At 67.4% G+C, this 22676-nt stretch carries 19 protein-coding genes; 8 read left to right on the top strand and 11 right to left on the bottom strand.

Features of this window, described 5'->3' with window-relative positions:
- Positions 1–90: 90 nt before the first annotated feature.
- From V3B64_RS05245 to V3B64_RS05225, 5 genes are all read right to left on the bottom strand, one after another.
- Entirely contained in the window at positions 91–429 is a 339-nt protein-coding gene (locus V3B64_RS05245; protein WP_329913760.1) for a DUF6616 family protein, read from the bottom strand.
- Between the two features lie 91 nt (positions 430–520).
- Entirely contained in the window at positions 521–1261 is a 741-nt protein-coding gene (locus tag V3B64_RS05240; protein WP_329913759.1) for a DNA alkylation repair protein, read from the bottom strand.
- Positions 1258–1758: a MarR family transcriptional regulator gene (locus V3B64_RS05235; RefSeq protein ID WP_121504282.1), complete on the bottom strand. Its 501-nt coding sequence runs from the start codon at positions 1756–1758 to the stop codon at positions 1258–1260. The genes V3B64_RS05240 and V3B64_RS05235 overlap by 4 nt, the downstream gene beginning before the upstream one ends.
- A 72-nt stretch (positions 1759–1830) precedes the next feature.
- Positions 1831–3129: a HAMP domain-containing sensor histidine kinase gene (locus V3B64_RS05230; RefSeq protein ID WP_329913811.1), complete on the bottom strand. Its 1299-nt coding sequence runs from the start codon at positions 3127–3129 to the stop codon at positions 1831–1833.
- Between the two features lie 32 nt (positions 3130–3161).
- Positions 3162–3869 (bottom strand): response regulator transcription factor, encoded by a 708-nt coding sequence (locus tag V3B64_RS05225; protein WP_110713901.1) that lies wholly within the window; start codon positions 3867–3869, stop codon positions 3162–3164.
- A gap of 106 nt (positions 3870–3975) precedes the next feature.
- On the opposite strand from V3B64_RS05225, the gene V3B64_RS05220 reads away from it, so the two are divergent.
- Positions 3976–4902, top strand: coding sequence for a retropepsin-like aspartic protease (locus V3B64_RS05220; RefSeq protein ID WP_329913757.1), 927 nt, complete (start codon positions 3976–3978; stop codon positions 4900–4902).
- 25 nt (positions 4903–4927) lie between these two features.
- Here V3B64_RS05220 and V3B64_RS05215 read toward each other — a convergent pair whose 3' ends face one another.
- Both V3B64_RS05215 and V3B64_RS05210 read right to left on the bottom strand, forming a co-directional pair.
- Entirely contained in the window at positions 4928–5956 is a 1029-nt protein-coding gene (locus tag V3B64_RS05215; protein ID WP_329913756.1) for an LLM class oxidoreductase, read from the bottom strand.
- Between the two features lie 13 nt (positions 5957–5969).
- Positions 5970–6605: a glutathione S-transferase family protein gene (locus V3B64_RS05210; RefSeq protein WP_329913755.1), complete on the bottom strand. Its 636-nt coding sequence runs from the start codon at positions 6603–6605 to the stop codon at positions 5970–5972.
- A 246-nt stretch (positions 6606–6851) separates the two neighbouring features.
- On the opposite strand from V3B64_RS05210, the gene V3B64_RS05205 reads away from it, so the two are divergent.
- Positions 6852–7775, top strand: a complete 924-nt coding sequence (locus V3B64_RS05205) for a LysR substrate-binding domain-containing protein (RefSeq protein ID WP_032130047.1) — start codon at positions 6852–6854, stop codon at positions 7773–7775.
- Positions 7776–7863: 88 nt separating this feature from the next.
- On the opposite strand, the gene groL is transcribed toward V3B64_RS05205, so the two are convergent.
- Both groL and V3B64_RS05195 read right to left on the bottom strand, forming a co-directional pair.
- Positions 7864–9513 (bottom strand): chaperonin GroEL, encoded by a 1650-nt coding sequence (gene groL / locus V3B64_RS05200; RefSeq protein ID WP_014038666.1) that lies wholly within the window; start codon positions 9511–9513, stop codon positions 7864–7866.
- An 81-nt stretch (positions 9514–9594) separates the two neighbouring features.
- Positions 9595–9882, bottom strand: a complete 288-nt coding sequence (locus V3B64_RS05195; protein ID WP_006396661.1) for a co-chaperone GroES — start codon at positions 9880–9882, stop codon at positions 9595–9597.
- A 357-nt stretch (positions 9883–10239) separates the two neighbouring features.
- Here V3B64_RS05195 and V3B64_RS05190 point away from each other — a divergent pair, with 357 nt between their 5' ends.
- The 5 genes from V3B64_RS05190 to V3B64_RS05170 all read left to right on the top strand — a co-directional run bounded on the left by V3B64_RS05190 (position 10240) and on the right by V3B64_RS05170 (position 18548).
- On the top strand, positions 10240–12030 hold the full coding sequence (locus V3B64_RS05190; RefSeq protein ID WP_197615609.1) for an endonuclease: 1791 nt from the start codon (positions 10240–10242) through the stop codon (positions 12028–12030).
- A gap of 68 nt (positions 12031–12098) precedes the next feature.
- The gene (gene cutA / locus V3B64_RS05185; RefSeq protein ID WP_010481118.1) at positions 12099–12437 is read left to right on the top strand and encodes a divalent-cation tolerance protein CutA; all 339 of its coding nucleotides are present in this window, start codon (positions 12099–12101) and stop codon (positions 12435–12437) included.
- Positions 12434–14815: a protein-disulfide reductase DsbD domain-containing protein gene (locus tag V3B64_RS05180; protein WP_329913754.1), complete on the top strand. Its 2382-nt coding sequence runs from the start codon at positions 12434–12436 to the stop codon at positions 14813–14815. Before cutA ends, V3B64_RS05180 begins: the two co-directional genes overlap by 4 nt.
- On the top strand, positions 14812–15375 hold the full coding sequence (locus V3B64_RS05175; protein ID WP_329913753.1) for a TlpA disulfide reductase family protein: 564 nt from the start codon (positions 14812–14814) through the stop codon (positions 15373–15375). Before V3B64_RS05180 ends, V3B64_RS05175 begins: the two co-directional genes overlap by 4 nt.
- 650 nt (positions 15376–16025) lie before the next feature.
- Positions 16026–18548, top strand: a complete 2523-nt coding sequence (locus V3B64_RS05170; RefSeq protein ID WP_329913752.1) for a sulfite reductase flavoprotein subunit alpha — start codon at positions 16026–16028, stop codon at positions 18546–18548.
- Positions 18549–18625: 77 nt separating this feature from the next.
- Here V3B64_RS05170 and V3B64_RS05165 read toward each other — a convergent pair whose 3' ends face one another.
- Positions 18626–21163 (bottom strand): methyl-accepting chemotaxis protein, encoded by a 2538-nt coding sequence (locus tag V3B64_RS05165; RefSeq protein WP_329913751.1) that lies wholly within the window; start codon positions 21161–21163, stop codon positions 18626–18628.
- Positions 21164–21364: 201 nt separating this feature from the next.
- On the opposite strand from V3B64_RS05165, the gene V3B64_RS05160 reads away from it, so the two are divergent.
- Positions 21365–22204 carry an arylamine N-acetyltransferase gene (locus tag V3B64_RS05160; protein ID WP_132810871.1) on the top strand — a complete coding sequence of 280 codons (840 nt, stop codon included), beginning with the start codon at positions 21365–21367 and terminating at the stop codon, positions 22202–22204.
- A 91-nt stretch (positions 22205–22295) separates the two neighbouring features.
- Here the strand turns inward: V3B64_RS05160 and V3B64_RS05155 are convergent, their stop codons facing one another.
- Entirely contained in the window at positions 22296–22667 is a 372-nt protein-coding gene (locus tag V3B64_RS05155) for a VOC family protein (RefSeq protein WP_125895608.1), read from the bottom strand.
- Between the last annotated feature and the right edge of the window lie 9 nt (positions 22668–22676).

The following is a 22676-nucleotide window of genomic DNA, read 5'->3' as shown; positions in this document are numbered from 1 at the left end:
CATGGGCAATGCACTGTTTACCGTGTCTAGGTGACAGGCGCATGTGCCTCCCATGCCGAGGCCCGGGATCTGCCGGCGTCTGCCGCCCCGCTACAGGGCGGCCAGGTCGGCCAGGTGCTCTGCCATGCTGTCCATCGCGCCTACCGCATGGGTGGTGGTGAAGTACGCATGCCAGCCGGTCGCGGCGATGCCGGCCACCAGCGCATCGACCTCCTCGCGGCTTGCACAGCGCCAGACCGCATAGAACTGCTCATCGCTGCCGTGCGGTACGTCCGTGGCAATGCGGCCCATCGCCAGCGGCGTGATGCGGGCTGGATCGAACTGCTGCATGCCGGCGCCAATACGGGCGAAGAAGGCATTCCGCTGCTCGGGCGGGAGTGCGGTCCAGGCAGGTGTGGCGGTGTAGAGCTCGATGAAGGTGTGCGACATGGTGGTTCTTCCTTGAGGTTTACGAGGTTTACGAGGTTTACGAGGTTTACGAGGTTTACGAGGTTGCGGGGTTGCCGGCCAGCGGCCGGCACTACCGGAACGAGCGCAGTGCGCGTTTGTGGATGTAGGCGTTGGCGTCGCTGTGGCGCTCGTGCTGCCAACGCGTGCACAGCTCGCGCAGCCACTGCGGATGAGTCTTGCCGGCGTCATTGAGCCAGTTGCCGACCGAATCCTGCACATAGCGTTCCGGGTCGTCAGCCAGTGCTTCCAACATGGGTAATGCAAGTTCCGGATGCTGCTTGAACAGTGCGATATGCGTGGCCCAGACACCGCGTGGGCGAAGCGCTTCACAGGCGAAGCGACGCAGGTACGGCGATGTTTCCTGTGTCCAGGGTTGCAGGTACTCAAGCGCCTGCATCGGCGCGGCAACGATGTCCATGCGTAGCGCCAGCCACGCCCATTCGCGCACACCGAAGTGTGGGTCATCGGCCAGCGTGCGCATCTGCTGCAGCTTCTCTGCCAACGTTGCGCGGGCATCGCTGCCGACCAGATAGCAGGCCCAGCCACGCACGGTATCGGAGCTGTGATCCTGCCAGAACTCAGGCGCGCCCTGCCCCGCCTCACGCAGCAGTTGCGCGGCCAGGGCCATGCGCAGCGTGATGCCCTTGCCTGAGGCATCCCGCATGCGTTGCAGCGCTTCCGGTGCAAGCGCAGGCGCCACCACCTGCAGCAACGCGGCGAAATCCACTGCCAGGCATTCGGCCAGATGGGTGGTGGCAACGCGACCGGTGTTGAGTTCATGCAGGCGTTGCGCCGCAATCGCCGGGCTCATGCTGCAGACTCTCGTCCAGCATCGGTGTGCTGCCAGACCTTGTGCAGCAACCGCGACAGCTGCTGCTGTTCATCGGTATCCAGACCATTGAACAGGCCACCGATCCACTGTGTGTGCTGGTCAAACAGTGTCTCGGCCAAGCGTTTTCCCCGTGCGGTCAATACGATCTGCAGGCGACGGCCATCCTCAGCATCGCTGCGACGCTGCAGCAGTTCTTCGCGCTGCAGGCCATCGAGCAGGCCGCTGATGGTGGCGCGGGTGACGCCTGCGCGTTCGGCCAGCTCGTGGGGCGGTAGCGTGCCACCGGCCCCATGCAGCAGGAACAGCACGATGAAGCGACCCTCACTGAGCCCGTGTGGCGCCAGCCGGGTGGCGCAATCGTGGTCGATGGACGACGACAACGAGAGCAGCTGGAAGCACAGGCGCAGCTGCGCGACGTTGGCGTGGCCGCGTCGCTGCGCCTCATCCATCAGGGCATGGTGCTTGGCTTCGATCATCATCCATACCGATATGATTAGGCGACTAATCATAAATCGAAAGGGCGGGGCCGCGTCAATCCGTACGTGCTGTCAGGGAGCCGTCCCCAGCAGCAGGCGGGCGATCAATCCACCGCCATCACGTTGCAGCAGCCGCAGTTCGCCTGCATGCCGCCGTGCCACGTTGGCCGCCACTGCCAGCCCAAGTCCCGCTCCGCCGGTGGCGCGACTGCGCGAACTCTCGCTGCGCTGGAACGGTTGCAGCACGCGTACACGGTCGCCCTCGGCGATGCCCGGACCGCGGTCCATCACATCCAGTTGCGCCCCGCGCCCCACCACCGCGACCCGCAGTTCCACTGCGCCGGCATAGCGAGCGGCGTTATCGATGAGGTTGTCGATCGCCCGCCGCAGCAGGAGCGCATCGCCCTGCCAAGGCAGCACGTCCGGTCCCTCGGCGGATATTTCGATGCCGCGCAGGAGAGCACTCTGCACGCACTCTTCCAGCAACGCCGCCAGGTCAAGCCGCCGCAACTCCAGCGGTTGCAGTTCGCCGCGTGCATAGTCGAGCACCTGCTCGATCATCGTATCCATGCGTTCGATGTCGGCCACCATCCGTGCGGCCTGTGCCGGTGGTGCGAACTCCGCACGCAGGCGCAGGCCGGTCAGCGGCGTGCGCAGGTCGTGCGCTACAGCAGCCAGCATGCGGGTCATGTCCTGTGCCTGTTCGCGCAGCCGCCCACGACCCGCGCTGATCGCCGCAGCCAGCACCTGCACTTCGCGCGGGCCGTCATCCGGCAAGGGTGTGTCGGCCTGCAGATCCACACGTGCACTGGCTTCGGCCAAGCGTCGCAACGGGCGCCCCAAGCGGATTGACGCCCATGCTGCCAACGGCGCCAGCAGTACGGCACCGCCCAGCAGGGCAAGCACCACCTGGCGGCGCCAGGCCGCCAGATCGCTGTGATCGCTGCCCACCACCCGCCAACGGCCATCGGCCTGGCGCACGCCCAGTTCGAACGGCGGCCATTGCATGGCGGTCAGCACTGCCGACTGCGCCTTCAGTACGCCGGCCCGCGCCGTGGCATCCAGCACCGCGCCACCTTCGATGATCTGCACATCGGGCGCCTTGCCTTGTCCACTCCATACCAGCCGAACATCCTCCACCGGCGAGCCCAGCTGCAGCGCCGCCAGCTGCGTAAGCCAGTCGCTGGCGCTGCCTTGCGGCGGCGCTGCCTGCGTCGCCAGATGCAGGCCCAGCGACGCCGGCGCCTGTTCCCCCCGCAGCACCTGCGCGGCCTGGTCCAACCGCATCGGCGGCGGCGCGGGGCGTGGCATCCAGCCCACCACCGCGACGCTGACCAGGGTGGCCAGCAACAGGCTGGCCAGGGCCAGCACCGCGATCCAGCGCGCAGTGGACCAGCGGGCATTCACAGCACCTGGACCTCGGTGCCGAAGCGATAGCCTTCCCCGCGCAGTGTCTGCACCAGGGTTTCAGCGCCCGGCACAGCGTGTCCCAGCTTGCGGCGCAACCGGCTGATCGCCAGATCGATGGCACGATCGACGCTGTCGCTGGGTTCGCCGTGCATCAGCTGCAGCAACTGCTCGCGGCCGAGCACCCGCCCGGGGCGCTCGGCCAGCACCAGCAGCAGGGAGAATTCACCACGGCTCAAGGCCAGCTCAGCGCCATCCGGCGTGATCAGGCGGCGCTGCCCAGGAAGCAACCGCCATCCAGAAAAGCGCAGCTCGCCGGCCACCTGCTCACGCAGCTTGTGCTGGCGGCGCAACAGCGCCCGCACCCGTGCCAGCAGCTCACGCGGATCAAACGGTTTGGCCAGGTAGTCGTCTGCCCCCATCTCCAGACCGATCACCCGGTCCGGCGCGCTGCCCATCGCCGACAGCATCAGGATCGGGATCGCCCGCGCCTGCAGCCGGCGGCAGACCGACAGGCCATCCTCGCCGGGCATCATCCAGTCGAGGATGATCACGTCCGGGCGCTCGGCCTGCAGCAGCACATCCAACGCCGCCGCACCGCCCGCCACCCGCACATCGTAGCCATGCAGCTGCAGGCAGTCGGCGATGGCATCACGGATGCTGGCGTCGTCATCGACAACGATGACCCGGGCGGGAGCGTTCATGGGGTCAGTATCGGGCCGTTGTGTATCAGGACGGTATCAGCGCCGATATTCCCGCGATACGCCAGGGCGCGCCAATGGTCGTCATCGATCACTACGGAGATGCCCCTTGCGCCGCACCCTGCTTCCCCTGCTTGCCCTCCCGCTGCCTGCGCTGGCAGGCGATGCCCCCGAACACGTGCTGCCGATGTGGATGCAGGGCGGGCATCCGGCCGTGGCCGTCTCGCTGGACGGGCGTGCGGAGCCGTTGCGCTTCGTGGTCGACAGTGCAGCCGGTGCGACCCTGGTGGATGACCGCGTGGCCCGGCGCTATGGTCTGGAAGACGCCGATGCGGCGGTGTCGCATGCGCAAGGCGCCAGTGCGAAGGCGGCCCAGCTGCGACGGATGCGCACCACGTCCTGGCGGCTGGGCAGCTGGCAGCTGCAGGCCAGTGGCGTTCAGGCCGATCTGTCCTCGTTGGCGAAGGATGATGAGGCGGTCATTGATGGCCTGGTCGGCAATGACCTGACCGGACGCTGGGATACCCGCTGGGACTTCGGCCGCAATGAGCTCGCGCTGTGGACCCCGGGCCGGCTCGCGCTGGATGGAAACGGGTGCCAGGCCAACGCACTGCCGGATCGCAAGGCTGGATTGCGCCACTTCGGTTTCATCACGGTGGCACTGGGTGATGCCGGTGTGGAAGCCATCGCCGTGGTCGATACCGGCGCGGCGCAGACCGTGCTCAATGCCGAAGCCGCACGCGCATTGGGCGTGCGCACCGACGGCAGCGACCAGCGCGTGCGTGTTCGCGGGAAAGGCACTGAAGGCCTGGGTGGCGGAAGGCAGGCCACCTGGCTGTACACCCTGCCCAGCATGACCAGCGCTGGCTGGCGACATCCCCAGATGGAAGTACGGATCAGCGAGCTGCCGGTATTCAAGGCCATTGGCCTGGAGGCACCGCCGGCGCTGATCCTCGGTGCCGATGCAATGCGCGGCGGCCAGGTGGACATCGGTGCCGGCGCCGCACGGATCTGCCTGCGTCGGCCGGCCAACTGAGCAGCGGCCGGCGCCTGCGAACGTGCTACCAGTCCATCACCTTCGGCGCCGGCCCCGGATGCGACGGGAACAGCGGCAGCACCTCCTCCGCCAACTCCTGCAGCACGTCGCCGGCAGGACGCGCGGCGAACTGGATACCCAGCGCCGCGTGATTCACGCCGGCGCGCTGCCAGGCCTGCAGCAGGTCGATGAGGCCCTTGCGGCCGGTGCGCAGGGTATAGCCCCCTTGCAGCGGCGTGCGTGGATGATCCGGGTCATCCACCAGGTCGATCCACTCGTTGGTCATGTGCGGACGGAAGCCGCCGTCCGGAATCAGCGCGCGCCAGGCGCCGATCTTCGCGGCCAGCCGCTGCGGACCAGCGTTGTCATGGGTGGCCTCGGGATAGGTCAGCCAGCCATCGGCATGCTGGCCGATCCACTCCAGCGACTGGCGCGCACCGCCGGTGACAACCAGCGGAACGCGACCACTGACTGTGGGCGGCAGCAACTGCACACCCTGCTCGGCCCCGGCATGTGTCATCCGCCCATCCGTGCCCGGCTGCAGCCAACGGCGCATCTCGTTCATTGCGGTAGCGAAACGTTCTCCGCGCGCCGCGTGCTCCAGTCCATAGGCCGGGAATTCCAGCGGGCGATCACCGGACGCCACACCCATCACCAGCCGCCCACCAGACAGCTGATCGATCGACGCCGCCGCTTTGGCCAGATCGATCGGGTGGCGCAGGGGCAGCACCACGCTGCCGGTGGCCAGGGCCACGCGCTGTGTGCGCGCTGCCAGCCACGCAAGGTAGGTGAATGGATCGAACAGCTGCCCCGCATCGCCGAACAACGGATCGAACAGCGGTACGTCACGCACCCATACCGCAGCGAAGCCATGGCGGTCGATCTCCTCCACCAGCCGCGCCTGGCCCTGCAGCACGGCCATGTCGCCCTGGTAGAAGCGCAGCGGCAGGTAGATGCCCAGGGTCAGCGCGTCGGCGCGGAACATGCGCTGGTAGCCCGGGTGCATGGCAAAGGCCGGCGCCGACGCGCCCCGCATCGCAATGGAATCATTCATCTGCATGGCCTCCTTACGGTCCGGTGGCCGATTCGGGCAGCTGCACGCCGCGCTGTACCGCAGGGCGTGCTGCAACCCGCGCGTACCACGCATCCAGATGGCGATGCCGCGAGAAATCGATGTCGATGATGCGGGCGATGTGCAGCCAGCCGAAGTGGGCGATGTCGGCAATCGAGTAGTGATCGCCAGCCAACCACTCGCGTCCCTGCAGACGCTGGTCGAGTACGCCGAACAGGTCGTCGCTCAGGCGGCGGTAGCGTTCGATTGCCGCGGAATCGGGCTGTTGTGCGAAATGCTCGAAGTGCACGCGCTGGCCGAGGATCGGGCCGACGCTGGCGGCATGGAACATCAGCCAGGTCAGCGTCTCCCAGCGCGCAGCCGGTTCGGAAGGCAGCAACGCATTGCCCTGTTCGGCCAGGTACATCAGGATCGCCGCCGACTCGAAGACAACGATGCCGCGCGCGCGATCTTCCAGCACGGGAATGCGGCCATGCGGGTTGAGCCGCAGGAAGTCGGGATGGCGATGTTCACCATCGGCGATGTGGACGTGGTGAAGGTGATAGGGAAGACCCAGTTCTTCCAGTGCGATGGTGGCCTTGAAGCCATTGGGAGAACTGTCGGAGTACAGGTGCAGCGAAGGTTCGTTCATGGGAATCCTGGACGGCAGGGAGCGACGGCATGCATCGGCCGTTGAAGGTGGCCGGGCGATGCGGGAACGGGCGCTGCAGCAGCCGTGCAGGCAGTCTAGGAAAGGCCTGCGTCGCGGGGAAACGATGTCTCCTGCACGGGGAGTTGAGCGGGGCTCAACGTGCGCGACGCGCGCGCGACAGCCTGCAGTGCGGTCGATATGCTGTCGCAGCGCGGCGCGTGCCGACGCGGTTACAGGAGAGTTGAGATGGGTGCGGTGCTGCCGCTGCTGGGCCTGCGGGCCTTCGTTGAAACCGGCCGACATGGCAGCCTGACCGCCGCCGCCGATGCGATGGGGGTGACACCTGGTGCAATCAGCCAGCAGCTTCGACAGCTGCAGGAGCGGCTGGGCGTGAGCCTGTTCGACCGCACCCGGCATGGCGTGGTGCTCAGTGCAGCCGGCGCGCGTGTGTATCCGGAGCTGCTGCAGGCCTTCGACCAGATCGCACAGAGCCTGCAGACACTCGAACGCTGGGAAACACGGTGCACGCTACGCATCAGCGCGGCACCGAGCTTCGCCGCACAGTGGTTGGCGCCGCGACTGGGCGGGTTCAGTGCGTTGCATCCGCAGGTGGACGTGCAGCTGGACTCGAGCGCGGCGTTGGTCGACCTGCGCCGCGAGGGGGTGGACATCGCGATCCGTCATGGACTGGGCCGCTACCCTGGCCTGCATGCCGAGCACCTGATGGCACCGGTACTGCTGCCGGTGGCCAGCCCTGCGCTGCTGGCCAGCGCGCCTGCCGTGGGTACAGTGCAGGATTGCCTGCAGCTGCCGCTGCTGCAGGACGCCGACCGCAGCGACTGGCGGCTGTGGTTCCAGGCACTGGATCTGCCCGTCGATGAACGACTGGAGCGCGGCCCTGCGTTCGATGACGACCTGTTGCTGATCCGCGCGGCGGTGGCCGGGCAAGGCATCGCCCTGGTGCGCGACATCCACGCGGCCGAAGAACTCGCCAATGGCCGGCTGCAGGTGGTGATCGACCAGCCCTGGCCACAGGCCTTCGCCTACTACGCGGTGACGCGTGCGGACGGCGAGGCCAACGCGGCGATACCTGCTTTCATGACCTGGTTGCATGCAGCACTGATGACGCCGCAGGCAGCAGGCACACACACCCTGCAGGACGCAGGATGAGCCGCTCGGAAAGCGATGCCATTGCAGCCGGCCACAAAAAAACCCCGCCTTGCAGCGGGGTTTTTCATTGCGGGGCGAATGCGGGGACTTAGAAGTCCATGCCGCCCATGCCACCCATGCCGCCCATGCCACCGGCGCCACCCATGGCCGGCTCGTCCTTCTTCGGAGCTTCGGCAACCATGGCTTCGGTGGTGATCATCAGGCCAGCGATCGAAGCTGCGTTCTGCAGCGCCGAACGGGTCACCTTGGTCGGGTCCAGGATGCCGAACTGCAGCATGTCGCCGAACTCGCCGGTGGCGGCGTTGTAGCCGAAGCTGCCGGTGCCTTCCTTGACCTTGTTGATGATGACCGACGGTTCTTCACCGGCGTTGGCCACGATTTCGCGCAGCGGGGCTTCCATCGCGCGCAGGGCGATCTGGATGCCGTGGTTCTGGTCTTCGTTGGCACCCTTCAGGCCGGCCAGTGCGGTGACCGCACGGACCAGGGCCACGCCGCCGCCCGGGACCACGCCTTCTTCAACGGCTGCACGGGTAGCGTGCAGGGCGTCGTCGACGCGATCCTTCTTTTCCTTCATTTCGATTTCGGTCGAAGCACCGACCTTGATCACGGCAACGCCGCCGGCCAGCTTGGCCACGCGTTCCTGCAGCTTCTCGCGGTCGTAATCCGAGGAGGTGTCCTGGATCTGGGTCTTGATCTGGCCGACGCGTGCGTCGACGGCAGCCTTGTCACCCACGCCATCGATGATGGTGGTGTTTTCCTTGGAGACCTGCACCTTCTTGGCGCGGCCCAGGTCCTTGATGGTGGCCTTTTCCAGCGACAGGCCCACTTCTTCGGAGATCACGGTGCCGCCGGTCAGCACGGCCATGTCTTCCAGCATCGCCTTGCGACGGTCGCCGAAGCCCGGCGCCTTGACGGCCACGACCTTGACGATGCCACGGATGGTGTTGACCACCAGGGTCGCCAGCGCTTCGCCTTCAACTTCTTCGGCAACGATCAGCAGCGGCTTGCCGGCCTTGGCGACGCCTTCCAGCACCGGCAGCAGGTCACGGACGTTGGAGATCTTCTTGTCGTGCAGCAGGATGAACGGGTCATCCAGGTCAGCGGTCTGCGACTGCTGGTTGTTGATGAAGTACGGGGACAGGTAGCCGCGGTCGAACTGCATGCCCTTGACCACGTCCAGCTCGTTGTCCAGGCCCGAGCCTTCTTCAACGGTGATCACGCCTTCCTTGCCGACTTCCTTCATCGCGTCAGCGATGATCTGGCCGATCGACTCGTCCGAGTTGGCCGAGATGGTACCGACCTGGGCAATCGCCTTGTCGTCGGCGGTCGGCTTGGAGATGGTCTTCAGCTCGGCAACGGCGGCCACGACGGCCTTGTCGATACCACGCTTGAGGTCCATCGGGTTCATGCCGGCGGCAACAGCCTTGGCGCCTTCGCGGATCAGGGCCTGGGCCAGCACGGTGGCGGTGGTGGTGCCGTCGCCAGCGTCGTCGTTGGTGCGGGAAGCAACTTCCTTCACCATCTGCGCACCCATGTTCTCGAACTTGTCAGCCAGTTCGATTTCCTTGGCGACGGAGACGCCGTCCTTGGTGATGGTCGGTGCGCCGAAGCTCTTTTCCAGCACGACGTTGCGGCCCTTCGGGCCCAGGGTGGCCTTGACGGCATTGGCGAGAACGTTGACGCCGCGCACCATGCGCGAACGGGCGTCTTCACCGAAACGAATATCCTTGGCAGCCATTGCAATTACCTCATTGGTAGCGCCGGACGATGCCCGGCGGCTGGGATTTGGGGATCAGGTTGAAACAGGTCGCGCCGAGGCTCAGCCGATGACGGCGAGCACGTCGTCTTCGCGCAGGACCTTGTACTCGACGCCTTCGCTCTTGTACGAGCTGCCGGCGTACTGGCCGTAGATGACCTTGTCGCCGACCTTCAGCGACGGCGCGCGCACGCTGCCGTTGTCCAGCGGCTTGCCCGGGCCGACGGCCACGACTTCACCCTTGGTGGACTTTTCCTTGGCCGAATCCGGAATGACGATGCCACCGGCGGAGATTTCGTCGGCTTCGATCGGCTTGACCACAACGCGGTCGTGCAGCGGCTTGATGCTCATGAGAGACCTCTTAAGTTATTGATTGGTCTGAAAAAGTCTGGCGATGTTAGCACTCACCCCAGGTGACTGCCAGCATTGCTCGCGAAAAAGCCCGATGAATCGGGAGCAGGACAGAGATGGAGCTGGCCCCGGACCTTTCAAGGCCGCTCGCGGAAAAAATTTCACTGCCCCGGGCCCACTCGATCTGCGCCCATGTGAAGGCCTGGATGCCGGTGCAACGCGGCAACCCTGTCTCTGGAATCCTCGACTTTTGGTGACTCGCGTCGCACTGTCAGATATCTGACGTTCATTTACGACAAAGTGTCACTGGATCGGCCTTAGGCTCGGCCGCGCATTCCCAATCACAAGGAGTAGTCGATGCGATTGCTGTCCCCGCTTGCCGCCGCCTGCCTGCTGGCGCTGGCCGCCGCGCCGGCCCAGGCCGAGGTCTTCATCAACGAACTGCACTACGACGACAGCACCGCCGCCGGTGACGTCGGCGAAGCCATCGAAGTGGTCGCTACCGCGGGCGAGGACCTGTCCGGCTACCGCCTCTATCTCTACAACGGCAGCAATCCTTCAGCCGCCACGGTCTACGCCAACAATCCGGTCCCGGCCGGCACCGCCGCGGGTTGCGGCAGCGCCACCCTGGCCGTGGTCAGCTACCCGACCAACGGCCTGCAGAACGGTCCGAACGACGGCATCGCCCTGGTCGATGCCAGCGGCAAGGTGGTCCAGTTCCTCAGCTACGAGGGCGCCATCACCGCCTCCGGTGGCCCTGCCGCCGGCATGACCAGCCAGAACATTCCGGTGGCCGAGACCAACAGCACGGCCCCGGGCACCTCGCTTCAGCTTACCGGCAGCGGCAGCCAGTACGCCCACTTCACCTGGGCCGAATCGGCCAAGCAGACGTTTGGCAGCTGCAACAACGGCCAGACCTTCAGCGGGGGTGGCACCCCGGGCCCGAACACGCCGCCGTCGGTGTCCACCACCACCCCGGCGCAGGGCAGCAGCACCTTCCCGGCCGCCGCCGACCTGGAAGTGGTGTTCAGCGAGACGGTGAACCTGGCCAGCGGCGCCTTCGCCCTGAGCTGCGGCACCTCCGGCAGCGTGCCGCTGACCTACCCGGCCAGCGGCCGCAGCGTGAAGCTGTCCACCAACACCGCGCTGGTGGCCGGTGAAGCCTGCCGCTTCGACATCCGCGCCGCGCGCATCTCCGACCTGCAGGGGGCGCACCCCGCCGCCGACAGCCGCATCGCCTTCACCGTGGCCAGCACCGGCGGCAATCCGGACCCGGGCAACCCGGGCGTGCCGGCCGGTTACTACTCCAAGGTCAATACCAGCAGCCCCAGCCAGCTGCGCTGCTCGCTGCACGCCACCATCAAGGGCCACACCGCCTACCCGTACAGCGGCTCGGGCACCAGCACCTGGACCATCCTGGAAATCGCCGACGAGGATCCGAACAACAGCGGCAGGATCCTGGATGCGTACCGCAACCGCAGCTACGCCAAGGTGACCGACCGCGCCGGCAGCGGCGGCGGCCTGAAGTACAACCGCGAGCACACCTGGCCGAACTCGCTGGGCTTTGCCAGCACCACCGGCGACAAGGGCCTGCCGTACGCGCCGTACACCGACACCCACATGCTGTACCTGACCGACGCGCAGTGGAACGCCGACCGTGGCAACAAGCCGTTCGGCAAGTGCGACGCCAACTGCGGCGAACGCGCCACCGAGGCCAACAACGGCCAGGGCGGCGGCAGCGGCGGCTACCCGGGCAACTCCAACTGGGTGCGCACGCCGGACGGCAACACCGGCACCTTCGAGGTGTGGGGCAAGCGCAAGGGCGACATGGCACGTGCGGTGATGTACATGGCGATCCGCTACGAGGGCGGCAAGGATGCGGCCACCGGCCAGTCCGAGCCGGACCTGGAGCTGACCGACGACCGCAGCAGGATCGTCAAGACCAGCAGTTCGCCGGCCTACATGGGCCTGCTCTCGACGCTGATCGACTGGCACCTGTCCGATCCGCCGGATGATGCCGAGCGTGCCCGCAACGACGTGATCTACAGCTTCCAGGGCAACCGCAACCCGTTCATCGACCACCCCGAGTGGGCGACCCCGGGCCTGTTCACCTCGGCCAAGCCGGCCTCCTGCCAGCTGGCCAACTGACCGCGCAACGCAGCGGTCCACTGCCGCCGCCGGGCCCTGACCCGGCGGCGGCCCTATACTCGACGGTCATGTCGACCGTCGATCCCGTCCTGCTGCTGTTGACCACCTGCCCGGACCGGGCCAGTGCCGAGCGCATCGCGCACGCGCTGGTCGGCGAGCGCCTGGCCGCGTGCGTGACCCGCCTCGATGGCGCGCAGTCGACCTACCGCTGGCAGGGCGAGGTGACCACCGACGCCGAGCTGCAGCTGCTGGTGAAAACCACCGCGAGTCGCGTCGATGACGCGATTGCCCGGATCGTCGAACTGCATCCGTATGAACTCCCGGAGTGCATTGCGGTCGAAACCCGGGCCGGCCTGCCGGCGTATCTGGACTGGATCCGGGCACAGACCCGGGAGGACACTGATTGAAGACTCTGTTTGCGCGTGGCGCCGCCTTGTGCGCCCTGTTGTGGCTCTCGCTGCCGGCCTTCGCGCTGGATGAGAAGGACCTGCTGCCGGTGGACCAGGCGTTCGCGCTGACCGCCAGCGCCCCCGAACGGGGCCAGGTGCAACTGCAGTTCAAGATCGCACCGGGCTATTACCTGTATCGCCACCGCACCAGCGTCAAGGCCGACCCGGCCTTCAATGCCGGCGCGCTGCAGATGCCCAAGGGCGACAAGCACCACGACGATTTCTTCGGCGAAGTCGAAACCTATCGCGAACGCCTGCAGGCCACCCTGCCCGGCACGCCGACCGACGCCGCCGGCACCATCAGCCTGGAAGTGCGTTACCAGGGCTGCGCCGATGCCGGTGTCTGCTACCCGCCGCAGAAGCGCGTGGTGCAGGTCACCCTGCCCGGTGCCGGTGCACAGGCCAACGCCCCGGCTGCACGCACCGGTGCGGCCAGCCCGTTCAACAACCCGCTGGCCGGTGCCGGCAACAGCGGTGGCCTGCGCCTGCCGGGCGCGGCCAGCAACAGCCAGGCGCTGCCGCTGCCGTCGGAGCAGGCGTTCGGCTTCGACGCCATCGCCAGCGACGGCAATACCCTGCTGCTGCGCTTCAGCCCGGCGCCGGGCTACTACCTGTATCGCGACCGCACTTCGGTGAAGCTGGACGGCAGCACCGGGGTGCTGGCCGACAAGCTGCGCTGGCCTGCCGCACAGTCGCATCGCGACGAACACTTCGGCGATGTCTCGGTGTACTTCAACCAGGTGGAAGTGCCGCTGCCGCTGCGCCGCTCCATCGCCGATGCGGTCGACAGCACTCTGGTGGTGACCTTCCAGGGTTGCCAGACCGATGGCATCTGCTACCCGCCGATGACCCGCCGGGTGAAGCTGTCCATTCCGGCCGGCAAGGTCAGCAGCAGTGCCGACCAGGCGCCACCGCGCAATGAGGTGATCAGCCCGCTGCCCGCTGCCAACGGCGCACCACGCGAAGCCGCCAACGGCGCACCGCTGCGCCTGCTGCCAACCGTGCCCAATACGGATGCAACGACCCCTGCTGCAGGTGACGGCACCGCCAGCCGTGAGTTCGCCGCCGATGCACAGGGTGACAACGCGCTGCGCACGCGACCGCCGGTGACCACGCCGAATCCGGACCGTTCGTTCGTATGGGTCCTGCTGCTGGCGCTGGCCGGTGGCCTGGTACTGAACCTGATGCCCTGCGTGCTGCCGATCCTGTCGCTGAAGGTCCTGAGCCTGGCGCAGAGTGGCGAAAGCCCGCAGCGCGCGCGCAGCCATGCCCTCTGGTACACGCTGGGCGTCTTGGTCGCGTTCGCGGTGATCGGTGCGTTGATGGTTGGCCTGCGCGCGATCGGCAACGCCGTCGGCATCGGCTTCCAGCTGCAGCACCCGGGCGTGGTGGCGGCGCTGGCCTACATCATGTTCGCGGTGGGCCTGAGCCTGTCCGGCGTGTTCACACTGGGCGGCGGCATCGGCAACCTCGGCCAGTCGCTGGCCAGCCGCAGTGGCCCGGCCGGTGATTTCTTCACCGGTGCGCTGGCCTGCGTGGTCGGCAGTGCCTGCGTCGGCCCGTTCATGGGCGGCGCGATTGCCTACGCGTTCATTGCCCCCCCGCTGAAGGCGATGACCGTGTTCCTGTTCCTCGGCCTGGGCCTGGCCCTGCCGTTCCTGCTGATCGGCTTCGTGCCGGCACTGGCGCGCCGCCTGCCCAAGCCGGGCCCGTGGATGGAAACGCTCAAGCACGTGCTGGCCTTCCCGATGTATGCCACCGTGCTGTGGCTGCTGTGGGTGCTGGGCAAGCAGCGCGGCGTGGACGGCATGGCGCTGGTGCTGGGTGGCCTGCTGCTGCTGGCCTTCGGTCTGTGGCTGTTTGAACGCAACCGCTGGACCGGCTCGCGCGCCGTCACCCTGCTCGGCGTGCTGCTGGCGATCGGCGCACTGGTTCCTGCCTGGGGCGTGACCCAGCTGGCAGCGCCGGCGCGTGCCGCACAGGCGGCGACTGACAACGTGGTCGAATACTCGCCGCAGCTGCTGGATCGCCTGCGCGCCGACAACCGCGTGGTGTTCGTGAACATGACCGCCGACTGGTGCGTGAGCTGCAAGGCCAACGAGCGCGCCGTGCTGTCGCGCCCAGAGTTCAAGGAACTGCTCAAGCGCACCAACGCGGTGTACATGCGCGGTGACTACACCAACGTCGATCCGCAGATCACCACGTTCCTGGAAGAGCACAAGGCCGTGGGCGTGCCGCTGTACGTGGTGTACGGCCCCGGCGCACCGCCGACCGTGCTGCCGACCCTGCTGACCCAGGCGGTGGTCGAGGAAGCGCTGCTGCGCACCGCACGATGAAATGGCAACGGCCAGCGCTGCTGTGGACAGCGGTGCTGGCCGCCGGCCTCGGCCTGTGGGCCGGGCATCGATTGGCTCCCGCGCCGGCTGCACCTGAGGCCATGCCAGCGGCGCCTGCGGTGGCGGCGGTGGCACCCGCCCTGCAGGTCGGCGACAGCCTGCCCGCGCTGTCGCTGCCCGATCTTGAAGGCCAACCGCTGGACCTGCGCCAGCACGCTGCCGGCCGCCCGCTGCTGATCAACGTCTGGGCCAGCTGGTGTGCCCCCTGCGTGGAAGAGATGCCGGAGCTGGCACGCTTTGCCCATACCCAGGGCGATAACGGTGTGCAGGTTCTTGGCCTGGCGCTGGATACGCCGGAAGACGTGCGCGGTTTCCTGCAGCGGGTACCGGTGGATTACCCGATCGTGATCGAGACACCCGGGCCACGCGATGCCAGCGTGCAGCTGGGCAATACGCAGGGCCTGCTGCCCTACAGCGTGCTGTTCGATGCACAGGGCCGGCTGGTGAAGGCGAAGCTGGGACCGTTCGCCCACGGCGAGATCGACAGCTGGGTGAAGTGAGGGTGTTTTTTGCAGGGCTTGCAGCCCTGCACCCTGCTCAATGCAACGCAACGGCAACGGCAACAGCCAAAGCGGGCATTCCGTGGGTTGGCGGGACGGTATCGGAGTGCGGGGACGCTGCAAGTACATCCCTGTAAGCTTGGCAGCCGCATCCATGCGGCTGACACCCCGCACTCCGACACCGCCCCACCTCTGACAGATCTTCGCGGCTGTTGGTAGGTGTCGACCTTGGTCGACACATCTGTCAGATATCGATATTCAGAGCGGAATCAGACCCCGTGCCGACCAACGGTCGGCACCCACCAAAGCAGAACGCCGTTCCGACAGATCGCAGGAAACTGTCGAAGGCGGGGTGGGTCCGGTTGAGGGGGCGTGAGCGCCATGGATGGCGCGACCGAGGCTACATGGACGTATTCACGCCGTCCCCCGCAACCGGACCCACCCCGCCTCCTCACAGGAAACCCGCTGTTGCTTCGGCTGTTGCTTCTGAGGTTGCCGGCCAGCGGCCGGCACTACCGCGGGTGCCGGGCGCCGCCCGGCCGATATCCCCTGCTTGACCGCAGCCGGGGCGCCACCGAGAATTCCGCGACTAATTCTCATTTGCTGTTGCGCAGGATGCGGGCGGCAGCCTTCCAGGCCCTCCTCCTTCGATGTTCAAGAACGTCCTGTTCCAACTGCACTGGCTGCTGGGCATCACCGCCGGTGCCGTGCTGGCCGTGATGGGCCTCAGCGGCGCCGTGCTGTCCTTCGAGGATGAACTGCTGCGGGCGGCCAATCCCGGCTTCGCCGAGATCGCCGAGCACCATGCCGACGGCCAGCTTCCGCTTGAACTCAGCGAACTGGTGCCGCTGCTGCAGGCCGGCAGTGATCGCCCCCTGCAACGCCTGCGCGTGGATGCCACCGGGCAACGGCCCTCGGTGGCGCGCTTCGCCGGTGGCAAGGAACACTGGGTCTACTTCGATCCGTACACCGGCGAGCGCTTCAGCGCCCTGCGCGGGCAGGCGTTCTTCGATTTCGTCGAGGACCTGCACCGCCACCTCGCCGCCGGCGAGCGCGGCAAATGGATCACCGGCAGTTGTGCCATCGCGCTGCTGTTCTTCACCCTGTCCGGGCTCTACCTGCGCTGGCCGCGGCGCTGGTGGCACTGGCGCAGCTGGCTGGCGGTGGAATGGAAACGCAGCGGCCGTGGCTTCCTGTGGAGCCTGCACTCGGTGGTCGGCACCTGGGTGCTGCTGATCTACCTGATGAGTGCGCTGACCGGCCTGTGGTGGTCGTTCGACTGGTATCGCAGTGCCGCCAACACCCTGCTGGGCGTCGCACCGGCCGCCAGGCACAAGGTCGCCACCGACGCCGCCCTGAACCTGGAACGCATCGAAGCCACGCTGTACGCACTGCCCGGCGTGCGCACCGGCTACATCGACCTGCGCCTGCCGGAGAAGCCGGGGCAGGCACTGAACGTGCGGGTGATGGCCGGTGATCCGTCGCAGCGCGGCGGCCAGCATGACCGCGCGCATGATCTGCTGCAGCTGGACCCAGGCACGGGGGCCACGCTCGATGCCCGCCCCTATGCGCGCCAGGGCGCCGGCGCGCAGCTGGCCACCAGCGTGTTCGCGCTGCACTCGGGCAGTTACTTCGGCGTGCCCGGGCGTGTCGTGGTGATGCTCAGCAGCCTGGGCATGAGCCTGTTCTTCATCACCGGCTGGATGCTCTACCTGGACCGCCGCCGCAGCCAGCGCGCCGCGCGTGACCTGCGCCAGTCGCTGCCAGCAACGCCTGCCGATGGCGGTGGTACGCCGTGGCTGGTGGTGCATGCCAGCCAGAGTGGACTGGGAGAACAACTGGCATGGCGCGCCGCCGCGCAGCTGCAGGCGTCCGGTCATGCGGTGCAGGTGCTGCCACTGGCCCGCGTTGATGCCGCGCAGCTGGCACGCACCGCGCAGGTGCTGTGGGTACTGAGCACCTTCGGCGACGGCGAGCCACCGGATGCGGCGCGAGGCGCTGCACGACTGCTGATGGCACAGACACTCGACCTGTCAGGCCTGCAGTTTGGACTGCTGGCGCTGGGTGACCGCCAGTACCCGCACTACTGCGGCTTCGGTCGCCAGGTTGATGGCTGGCTGCTCGGCAACGGCGCGCGCCCGTTGTTCGACCGCGTCGAAGTCGATGCCGCCTCGGTAGCGGCCTTGCGCCAATGGCAGCTGCAGCTGGGCGCGCTGACCGGCATCGTCACCGATGACAGCGTGCTGCCGGCGGCCACGCAGATGCATGAGTGGCGGCTGCTCGGCCGCGACCGGCTCAATCCGGGCAGCATCGGTGGTGCCATCTGGCGCATCCGTCTTGCGCCACCGGCCGACGTGCAGTGGCAGGCGGGCGACATCCTGCATATCGCGCCCCGGCACAACGCACGGCACGCCAGCGCCGTGTTGAAGGCACATGGGTTGGATCCGCTGCAGCCGCTGCTGGTGGACGGCCACCCACGCACCCTGCTGGCGCTGGCCAGTGAACGCGAGCTGCCCGAGGCCGACGCCGCGCTGGCGGTGCAGGATGCCTGCCTGTGGCTGTCCGGATTGCCAACGCTGCCCGGACGCGAATACTCCATCGCCTCCTCCACGAGTGATGAAGTGGTGGAACTGGTGGTGCGCCTGGTGCATGACCTGTCGGGTCGAGCCGGGCTGGGCTCGGGCTGGCTGGCGCTGCATGCCCCGGTCGGTGCCAGCATCGTGGCCCGTGTGCATCGCAACCCCGGTTTCCATCGCATTGGCGGTGTGCCGATGGTGCTGATCGGCAATGGCACCGGCATCGCGGGTCTGCGCAGCTTGTTGCGCGAAGCTGCCCATGCAGGCGAGAACGGGCACTGGCTGCTGTTCGGTGAGCGCCAGCGCGCGCACGACTTCCTGTTCGCCGACGAGATCGAAGCGTGGCAGGCCGATGGCCATCTCGCGCGGGTGGACCTGGCGTTCTCGCGCGATGGGGAAGGTGGTTACGTGCAGGATTGCCTGCATGCCGCCACCGATGCGCTGCGCGAATGGATGCAGCGTGGTGCGGTGATTCATGTCTGCGGCTCGCTGCAGGGCATGGCCGAAGGCGTGGACCAGGTGCTGCGCGCTGCGCTGGGCGATGAGGTTGTGGAAACGCTGCTGGAGACCGGGCGCTACCGGCGCGACGTGTACTGAGCCACAAGGGTAGTGCCGGCCGCTGGCCGGCAGGATCATCGACGGTGCCGGCAGCGGCCGGCACTACCGGAGCGGGATCAGGCCGCAGCGCGCGCCTGTGGCATCGACTGCAGACGGAAGGCGCCCACGGCTTCTGCCAGGGCATGCACCTGCGCCTGCATCTGCGCGGTCGAGGCCCCCGCCTCTTCCACCAGACTGGCGTTGCGCTGTGTACTGGCTTCCATCTGCACGATGGTCTGGTTCACCTGGGCGATGCCGGCATGCTGGTCCTGCGACGCGCTGCGGATTCCGGCCAGCAGATCCGCCAGCTGCTGCACGCTGCCGACAATCTCGCCCATCGTGGTGCCGGCCTGTTCGGCCTGCTGGTTGCCCTGGCCCACACGCACCACCGAATCCTCGATCAATCCCTTGATCTGTTTGGCCGCCTCCGCACTGCGCTGTGCCAGCAGGCGCACTTCGGCAGCCACGACGGCGAAGCTGCGGCCCTGCTCTCCGGCGCGCGCCGCTTCCACTGCTGCGTTGAGCGCGAGAATGTTGGTCTGGAAGGCGATGCCATCAATCAGCTGGGTGATGTCACCGATCCGCCGTGAGGCTTCGCTGATGCCATGCATGGTTGCCACCACCTGGCCGACCGCCTCGCCGCCACGCTGGGCCACTGCCGCCGCGCCCTTGACCAGCGCATCCGCACGGCCCGCGGCATCGGCATTGCGGCCAACAGTGTCGGTCAGCTCGTGCATCGACGCTGCCGTCTCTTCCAGGTTGGCCGCCTGCTGTTCGGTACGCTGCGACAGATCATGGTGACCGGCAACGATCTCACCAACACCGGTGTCGAGGCTGGACGTGGCCTGCTGGATGCGGGTGACGATGCGGCCCAGTTGCGCGACGGTGGCGTTGGCATCGTCGCGCATGCGCGCGAACACGCCCTGCAGTTCGCCTTCCATGCGCACGCTGAGGTCACCGCGGGCCAGCGCGGCCAGAAGCGCCTGCAGATCGCCAAGGTTGGTCTCGAAGGTGGTCAACAGGCGATTGATGCTGGTCGACAGCGTACGCACAAAGCCCTGCTTCCCCTCCAGCGCGATGCGACCGTGCAGGTCACCGTGCGCGGCCGCGTCGACCAGGGCTGCCACTTCGGTTTCCAGCAGGGTTTCCAGCGCGCGACTGCGCCATTCGACCGCCACGCCGAGGAAATGCCCCTCGTCGACAATGGGATTGGCGACCAGCTGATAGCGCACACCGCAATGGCCGATCTCGCGTTCTTCGCGTTGTCGCACGCCAGCCAGGCTGGCCAGCGCCGGATGCAGGCGTACCGCATCGCTCCCCACCAGCTCATCGCCCTGACGTTCCAGCTGCTCCAGCAGCGCCGGATTGGCGTACGCCACCAGGCCTTCGGCATCGACCACCATCAGCCCGGTCTGCGCACTGTCCAGCGCCTGGCGCACCCGGGTGTTGCCGCGCGCCACAGCACGTTCGGTCTCGATGCGCGCGCGCAGGCGCTGCTGCATGTCGACCAGGCGCTGGGCAAGCTGGCCGATCTCATCGTTGGCGTTGTAGACGCGCAGGGTGGTGTCGAGGCGGTCGTCGGCGATGTCGCTGGCGAAACGCAGGGTGTCCTGGATCGGCTGGCGCACCGCACGCAGCACCAGCACCAGGCTGGTGATCAGCACGCCGGCCACCAGCAGCAGGGTCAGTGCGAACAGCACGCTCATCGTGCGCGCGCCGACCTGCTGGCGCGCCTGCGCCTTGGCCAGCGCTGCCACCTGCGCCTGCTGGAAAGCGGCAAGCGCCGGCGCTACGCCCGCGGCGGTATCCAGCAGCGACTGCGCTTCCACATCCAGGCCGACGCGGGCAGCGGTATATCCCAGCAGGGCGCCTTGATAGCCCTCCATCCCGGTGCGCAGGGCGTCCTGCGCATCCGCGGGCAGGCCCGCCAGCGCGAGGTCGAACGGCAGCTTTTCCTCGCTGGCGCGGTCGGCGTGGGTGGAATCACCGTCGAGCAGCAGCAGGGCCTCCTGCCTTCGCATCTTCTGCAGGGACAGCGCCAGCGACGGCCGCTGCAGCGCATCCACCTGTGCCTGTAGGGTGTCGGCGGCCTGCTGCAGCTGTGCAGCGAGGCCGGCCTCACCGCGGCCCATCTCGTCGACCCGTTCAAACAGGGCGGCGACACCCTGCGAGAACGCGTCGGCCGATTCGGTCAGCACCTGCAGCGCCTTGCGCCGGCCGGCGTCCATCGGCATCGCGCGAAGCGCCTGCAGGTCAGCCTGCAGGGCCTCCTGTGCTGCCAGCAACTGGCTGCGGTCAGCATCATCGAAACTGCGTGCATACTGGGTCTGCAGGCGGCGCGCTTCGGCCACCCGCGTGGACAGGCTGGCAGCCAGATCGCTGCCGCGCTGGTAGCTGGCCTGGCTGCGCGCGGCCAGGGCGTTGGCATGGCCAGTCCAGGCGTAGACAGCGGCGATCGCCACCAGCCCCAGGCCACAGACCCACAGGGTCGCCTTGAGCTTGTTGGCCACGCTGAGCCGGTGTGGTTGCAGCCACAGCAGCAGGCCGGGGGACGCCGAGCGCAACGTGGCAAGACGCGTGCGCAGGGACCGGAGGTGGGGGACAACGGCCGACATGACAGACTCCAGGCGGAAGGACGCACCTGTATCGGCCGGATTCAGGTCAACTTTAGGCCTTTTTTCGTCTGCGTCCCCCGTCACTGGCGGACGCGGTCTTTGTACCGGGTGCAGGCGACGGGGGCATGACACGGCCGCCGTGCTTGACCTCAACCCCGGTTGGGGGAGCACAGTGGACCTCCCTTCCCCGCCCGGTGCCCCATGACGACGCTCGATGTCCCCCGCTACCTGCAGCGCCTGCAGCTGGATGCGCCGCCACCACGGACCCTGGCCGGCCTGACCCTGCTGCAGCAGCGCCACAACGCACTGCTGCCCTTCGAAACCCTCAGCTGCCTGCTGCGCGATGCGGTGCCGATCGACCTGGACAGCGTGCAGCGCAAGCTGCTTGACGAGCGCCGCGGTGGCTACTGCTTCGAGCTCAATGGTGGGTTGCTGGCGCTGCTGCAGGCCTTGGGCTTCGATGCCCAGCCATTGAGTGCGCGCGTACTGCTGGCCGCCCAGGACGGCGAACTGACCGCGCGTACCCATCTGCTGCTGCGCGTGCACGTGGACGGCGATGACTGGCTGGTGGATGCCGGTTTTGGCAGCCTGACCCCGACCGTACCGCTGCGCCTGCATGACCCGCAGCCGCAGGCCACCCCGCACGAACGCTATCTGTTGCAGCGGTTGGAAGACGGCGGTGATTTCATGCTGTCGGCCGAATCCAGCGACGGCTGGCGGGTGATGTACCGCTTCGATCTGCAGGCGCCGGCGCCGATCGACAACGTGGTGGGCAACTGGTACGTATGTACCCATCCCGATTCCAGTTTCCCCGGCCAGTTGCGCGCGTCGCTGACCGGGCCGGACTGGCGCCGCACCATCGGCAGCGGCAACTACACCGAGTACCGCCCCGGACAGGCACCGGACAAGCGCCCGCTGCATGATGTGGGTGATGTGCGCGACGTGCTGGAGCAGCGCTTCGGCATCCAGCTTCCGGACGACCCGCGGCTGGATCCCGCAATCAACGACTGGCTGCAGCGCTCACGCGCCGCGACGCTGTAGAGTCGAGCTTGCTCGACTGATGCATCTACGGCGACGTCAAAATCAGTCGAGCAAGCTCGACTCTACAGATGCGCGCACCGCAGCGTTGACGTTACGGCGCTGTGCGCGCCTGCAATGCGATACGGTTGCCTTCGCTGTCGCGGATCTCGGCCACGCGCCAATCGCCGGCATCGGCCGGGCCGAAGCGCAGCTCGGCTCCGGCCTGCAGCGCACGGTCGAGGCTGGCATCCAGGTCATCGACGCCGATGTAGATGCGCGCGCCCTGCTCGGAAGGCAGATAGTCCGCGCCGTGCACCAGCGCAATGCTGGCACCGGCGGCCTCATCGGAAAACGGTAGATAGGCCATCCGGCAGTCGTGCAGCACGATGGGTTCGTCCACCGCAACCTGCAGCCATCGCTGGTAGAACGTGATGGCCCGGTCCAGGTCACTGGCCGGGATTTCCACATGCAGGATCGGGTTCACTGACACTCC

This window comes from Stenotrophomonas sp. SMYL86, assembly GCF_036320025.1.
Lineage (GTDB): Bacteria > Pseudomonadota > Gammaproteobacteria > Xanthomonadales > Xanthomonadaceae > Stenotrophomonas > Stenotrophomonas maltophilia_A.
This window is presented reverse-complemented; position numbering and strand designations above follow the sequence as displayed.

Coding starts and splice junctions, on each gene's coding strand:
- V3B64_RS05245 (WP_329913760.1), bottom strand. CDS start 429: ATGTCGCACACCTTCATCGAGCTCTACACCGCCACACCTGCCTGGACC.
- V3B64_RS05240 (WP_329913759.1), bottom strand. CDS start 1,261: ATGAGCCCGGCGATTGCGGCGCAACGCCTGCATGAACTCAACACCGGT.
- V3B64_RS05235 (WP_121504282.1), bottom strand. CDS start 1,758: ATGATCGAAGCCAAGCACCATGCCCTGATGGATGAGGCGCAGCGACGC.
- V3B64_RS05225 (WP_110713901.1), bottom strand. CDS start 3,869: ATGAACGCTCCCGCCCGGGTCATCGTTGTCGATGACGACGCCAGCATC.
- V3B64_RS05215 (WP_329913756.1), bottom strand. CDS start 5,956: ATGAATGATTCCATTGCGATGCGGGGCGCGTCGGCGCCGGCCTTTGCC.
- V3B64_RS05210 (WP_329913755.1), bottom strand. CDS start 6,605: ATGAACGAACCTTCGCTGCACCTGTACTCCGACAGTTCTCCCAATGGC.
- V3B64_RS05205 (WP_032130047.1), top strand. CDS start 6,852: ATGGGTGCGGTGCTGCCGCTGCTGGGCCTGCGGGCCTTCGTTGAAACC.
- groL (WP_014038666.1), bottom strand. CDS start 9,513: ATGGCTGCCAAGGATATTCGTTTCGGTGAAGACGCCCGTTCGCGCATG.
- V3B64_RS05195 (WP_006396661.1), bottom strand. CDS start 9,882: ATGAGCATCAAGCCGCTGCACGACCGCGTTGTGGTCAAGCCGATCGAA.
- V3B64_RS05190 (WP_197615609.1), top strand. CDS start 10,240: ATGCGATTGCTGTCCCCGCTTGCCGCCGCCTGCCTGCTGGCGCTGGCC.
- cutA (WP_010481118.1), top strand. CDS start 12,099: ATGTCGACCGTCGATCCCGTCCTGCTGCTGTTGACCACCTGCCCGGAC.
- V3B64_RS05175 (WP_329913753.1), top strand. CDS start 14,812: ATGAAATGGCAACGGCCAGCGCTGCTGTGGACAGCGGTGCTGGCCGCC.
- V3B64_RS05170 (WP_329913752.1), top strand. CDS start 16,026: ATGTTCAAGAACGTCCTGTTCCAACTGCACTGGCTGCTGGGCATCACC.
- V3B64_RS05165 (WP_329913751.1), bottom strand. CDS start 21,163: ATGTCGGCCGTTGTCCCCCACCTCCGGTCCCTGCGCACGCGTCTTGCC.
- V3B64_RS05160 (WP_132810871.1), top strand. CDS start 21,365: ATGACGACGCTCGATGTCCCCCGCTACCTGCAGCGCCTGCAGCTGGAT.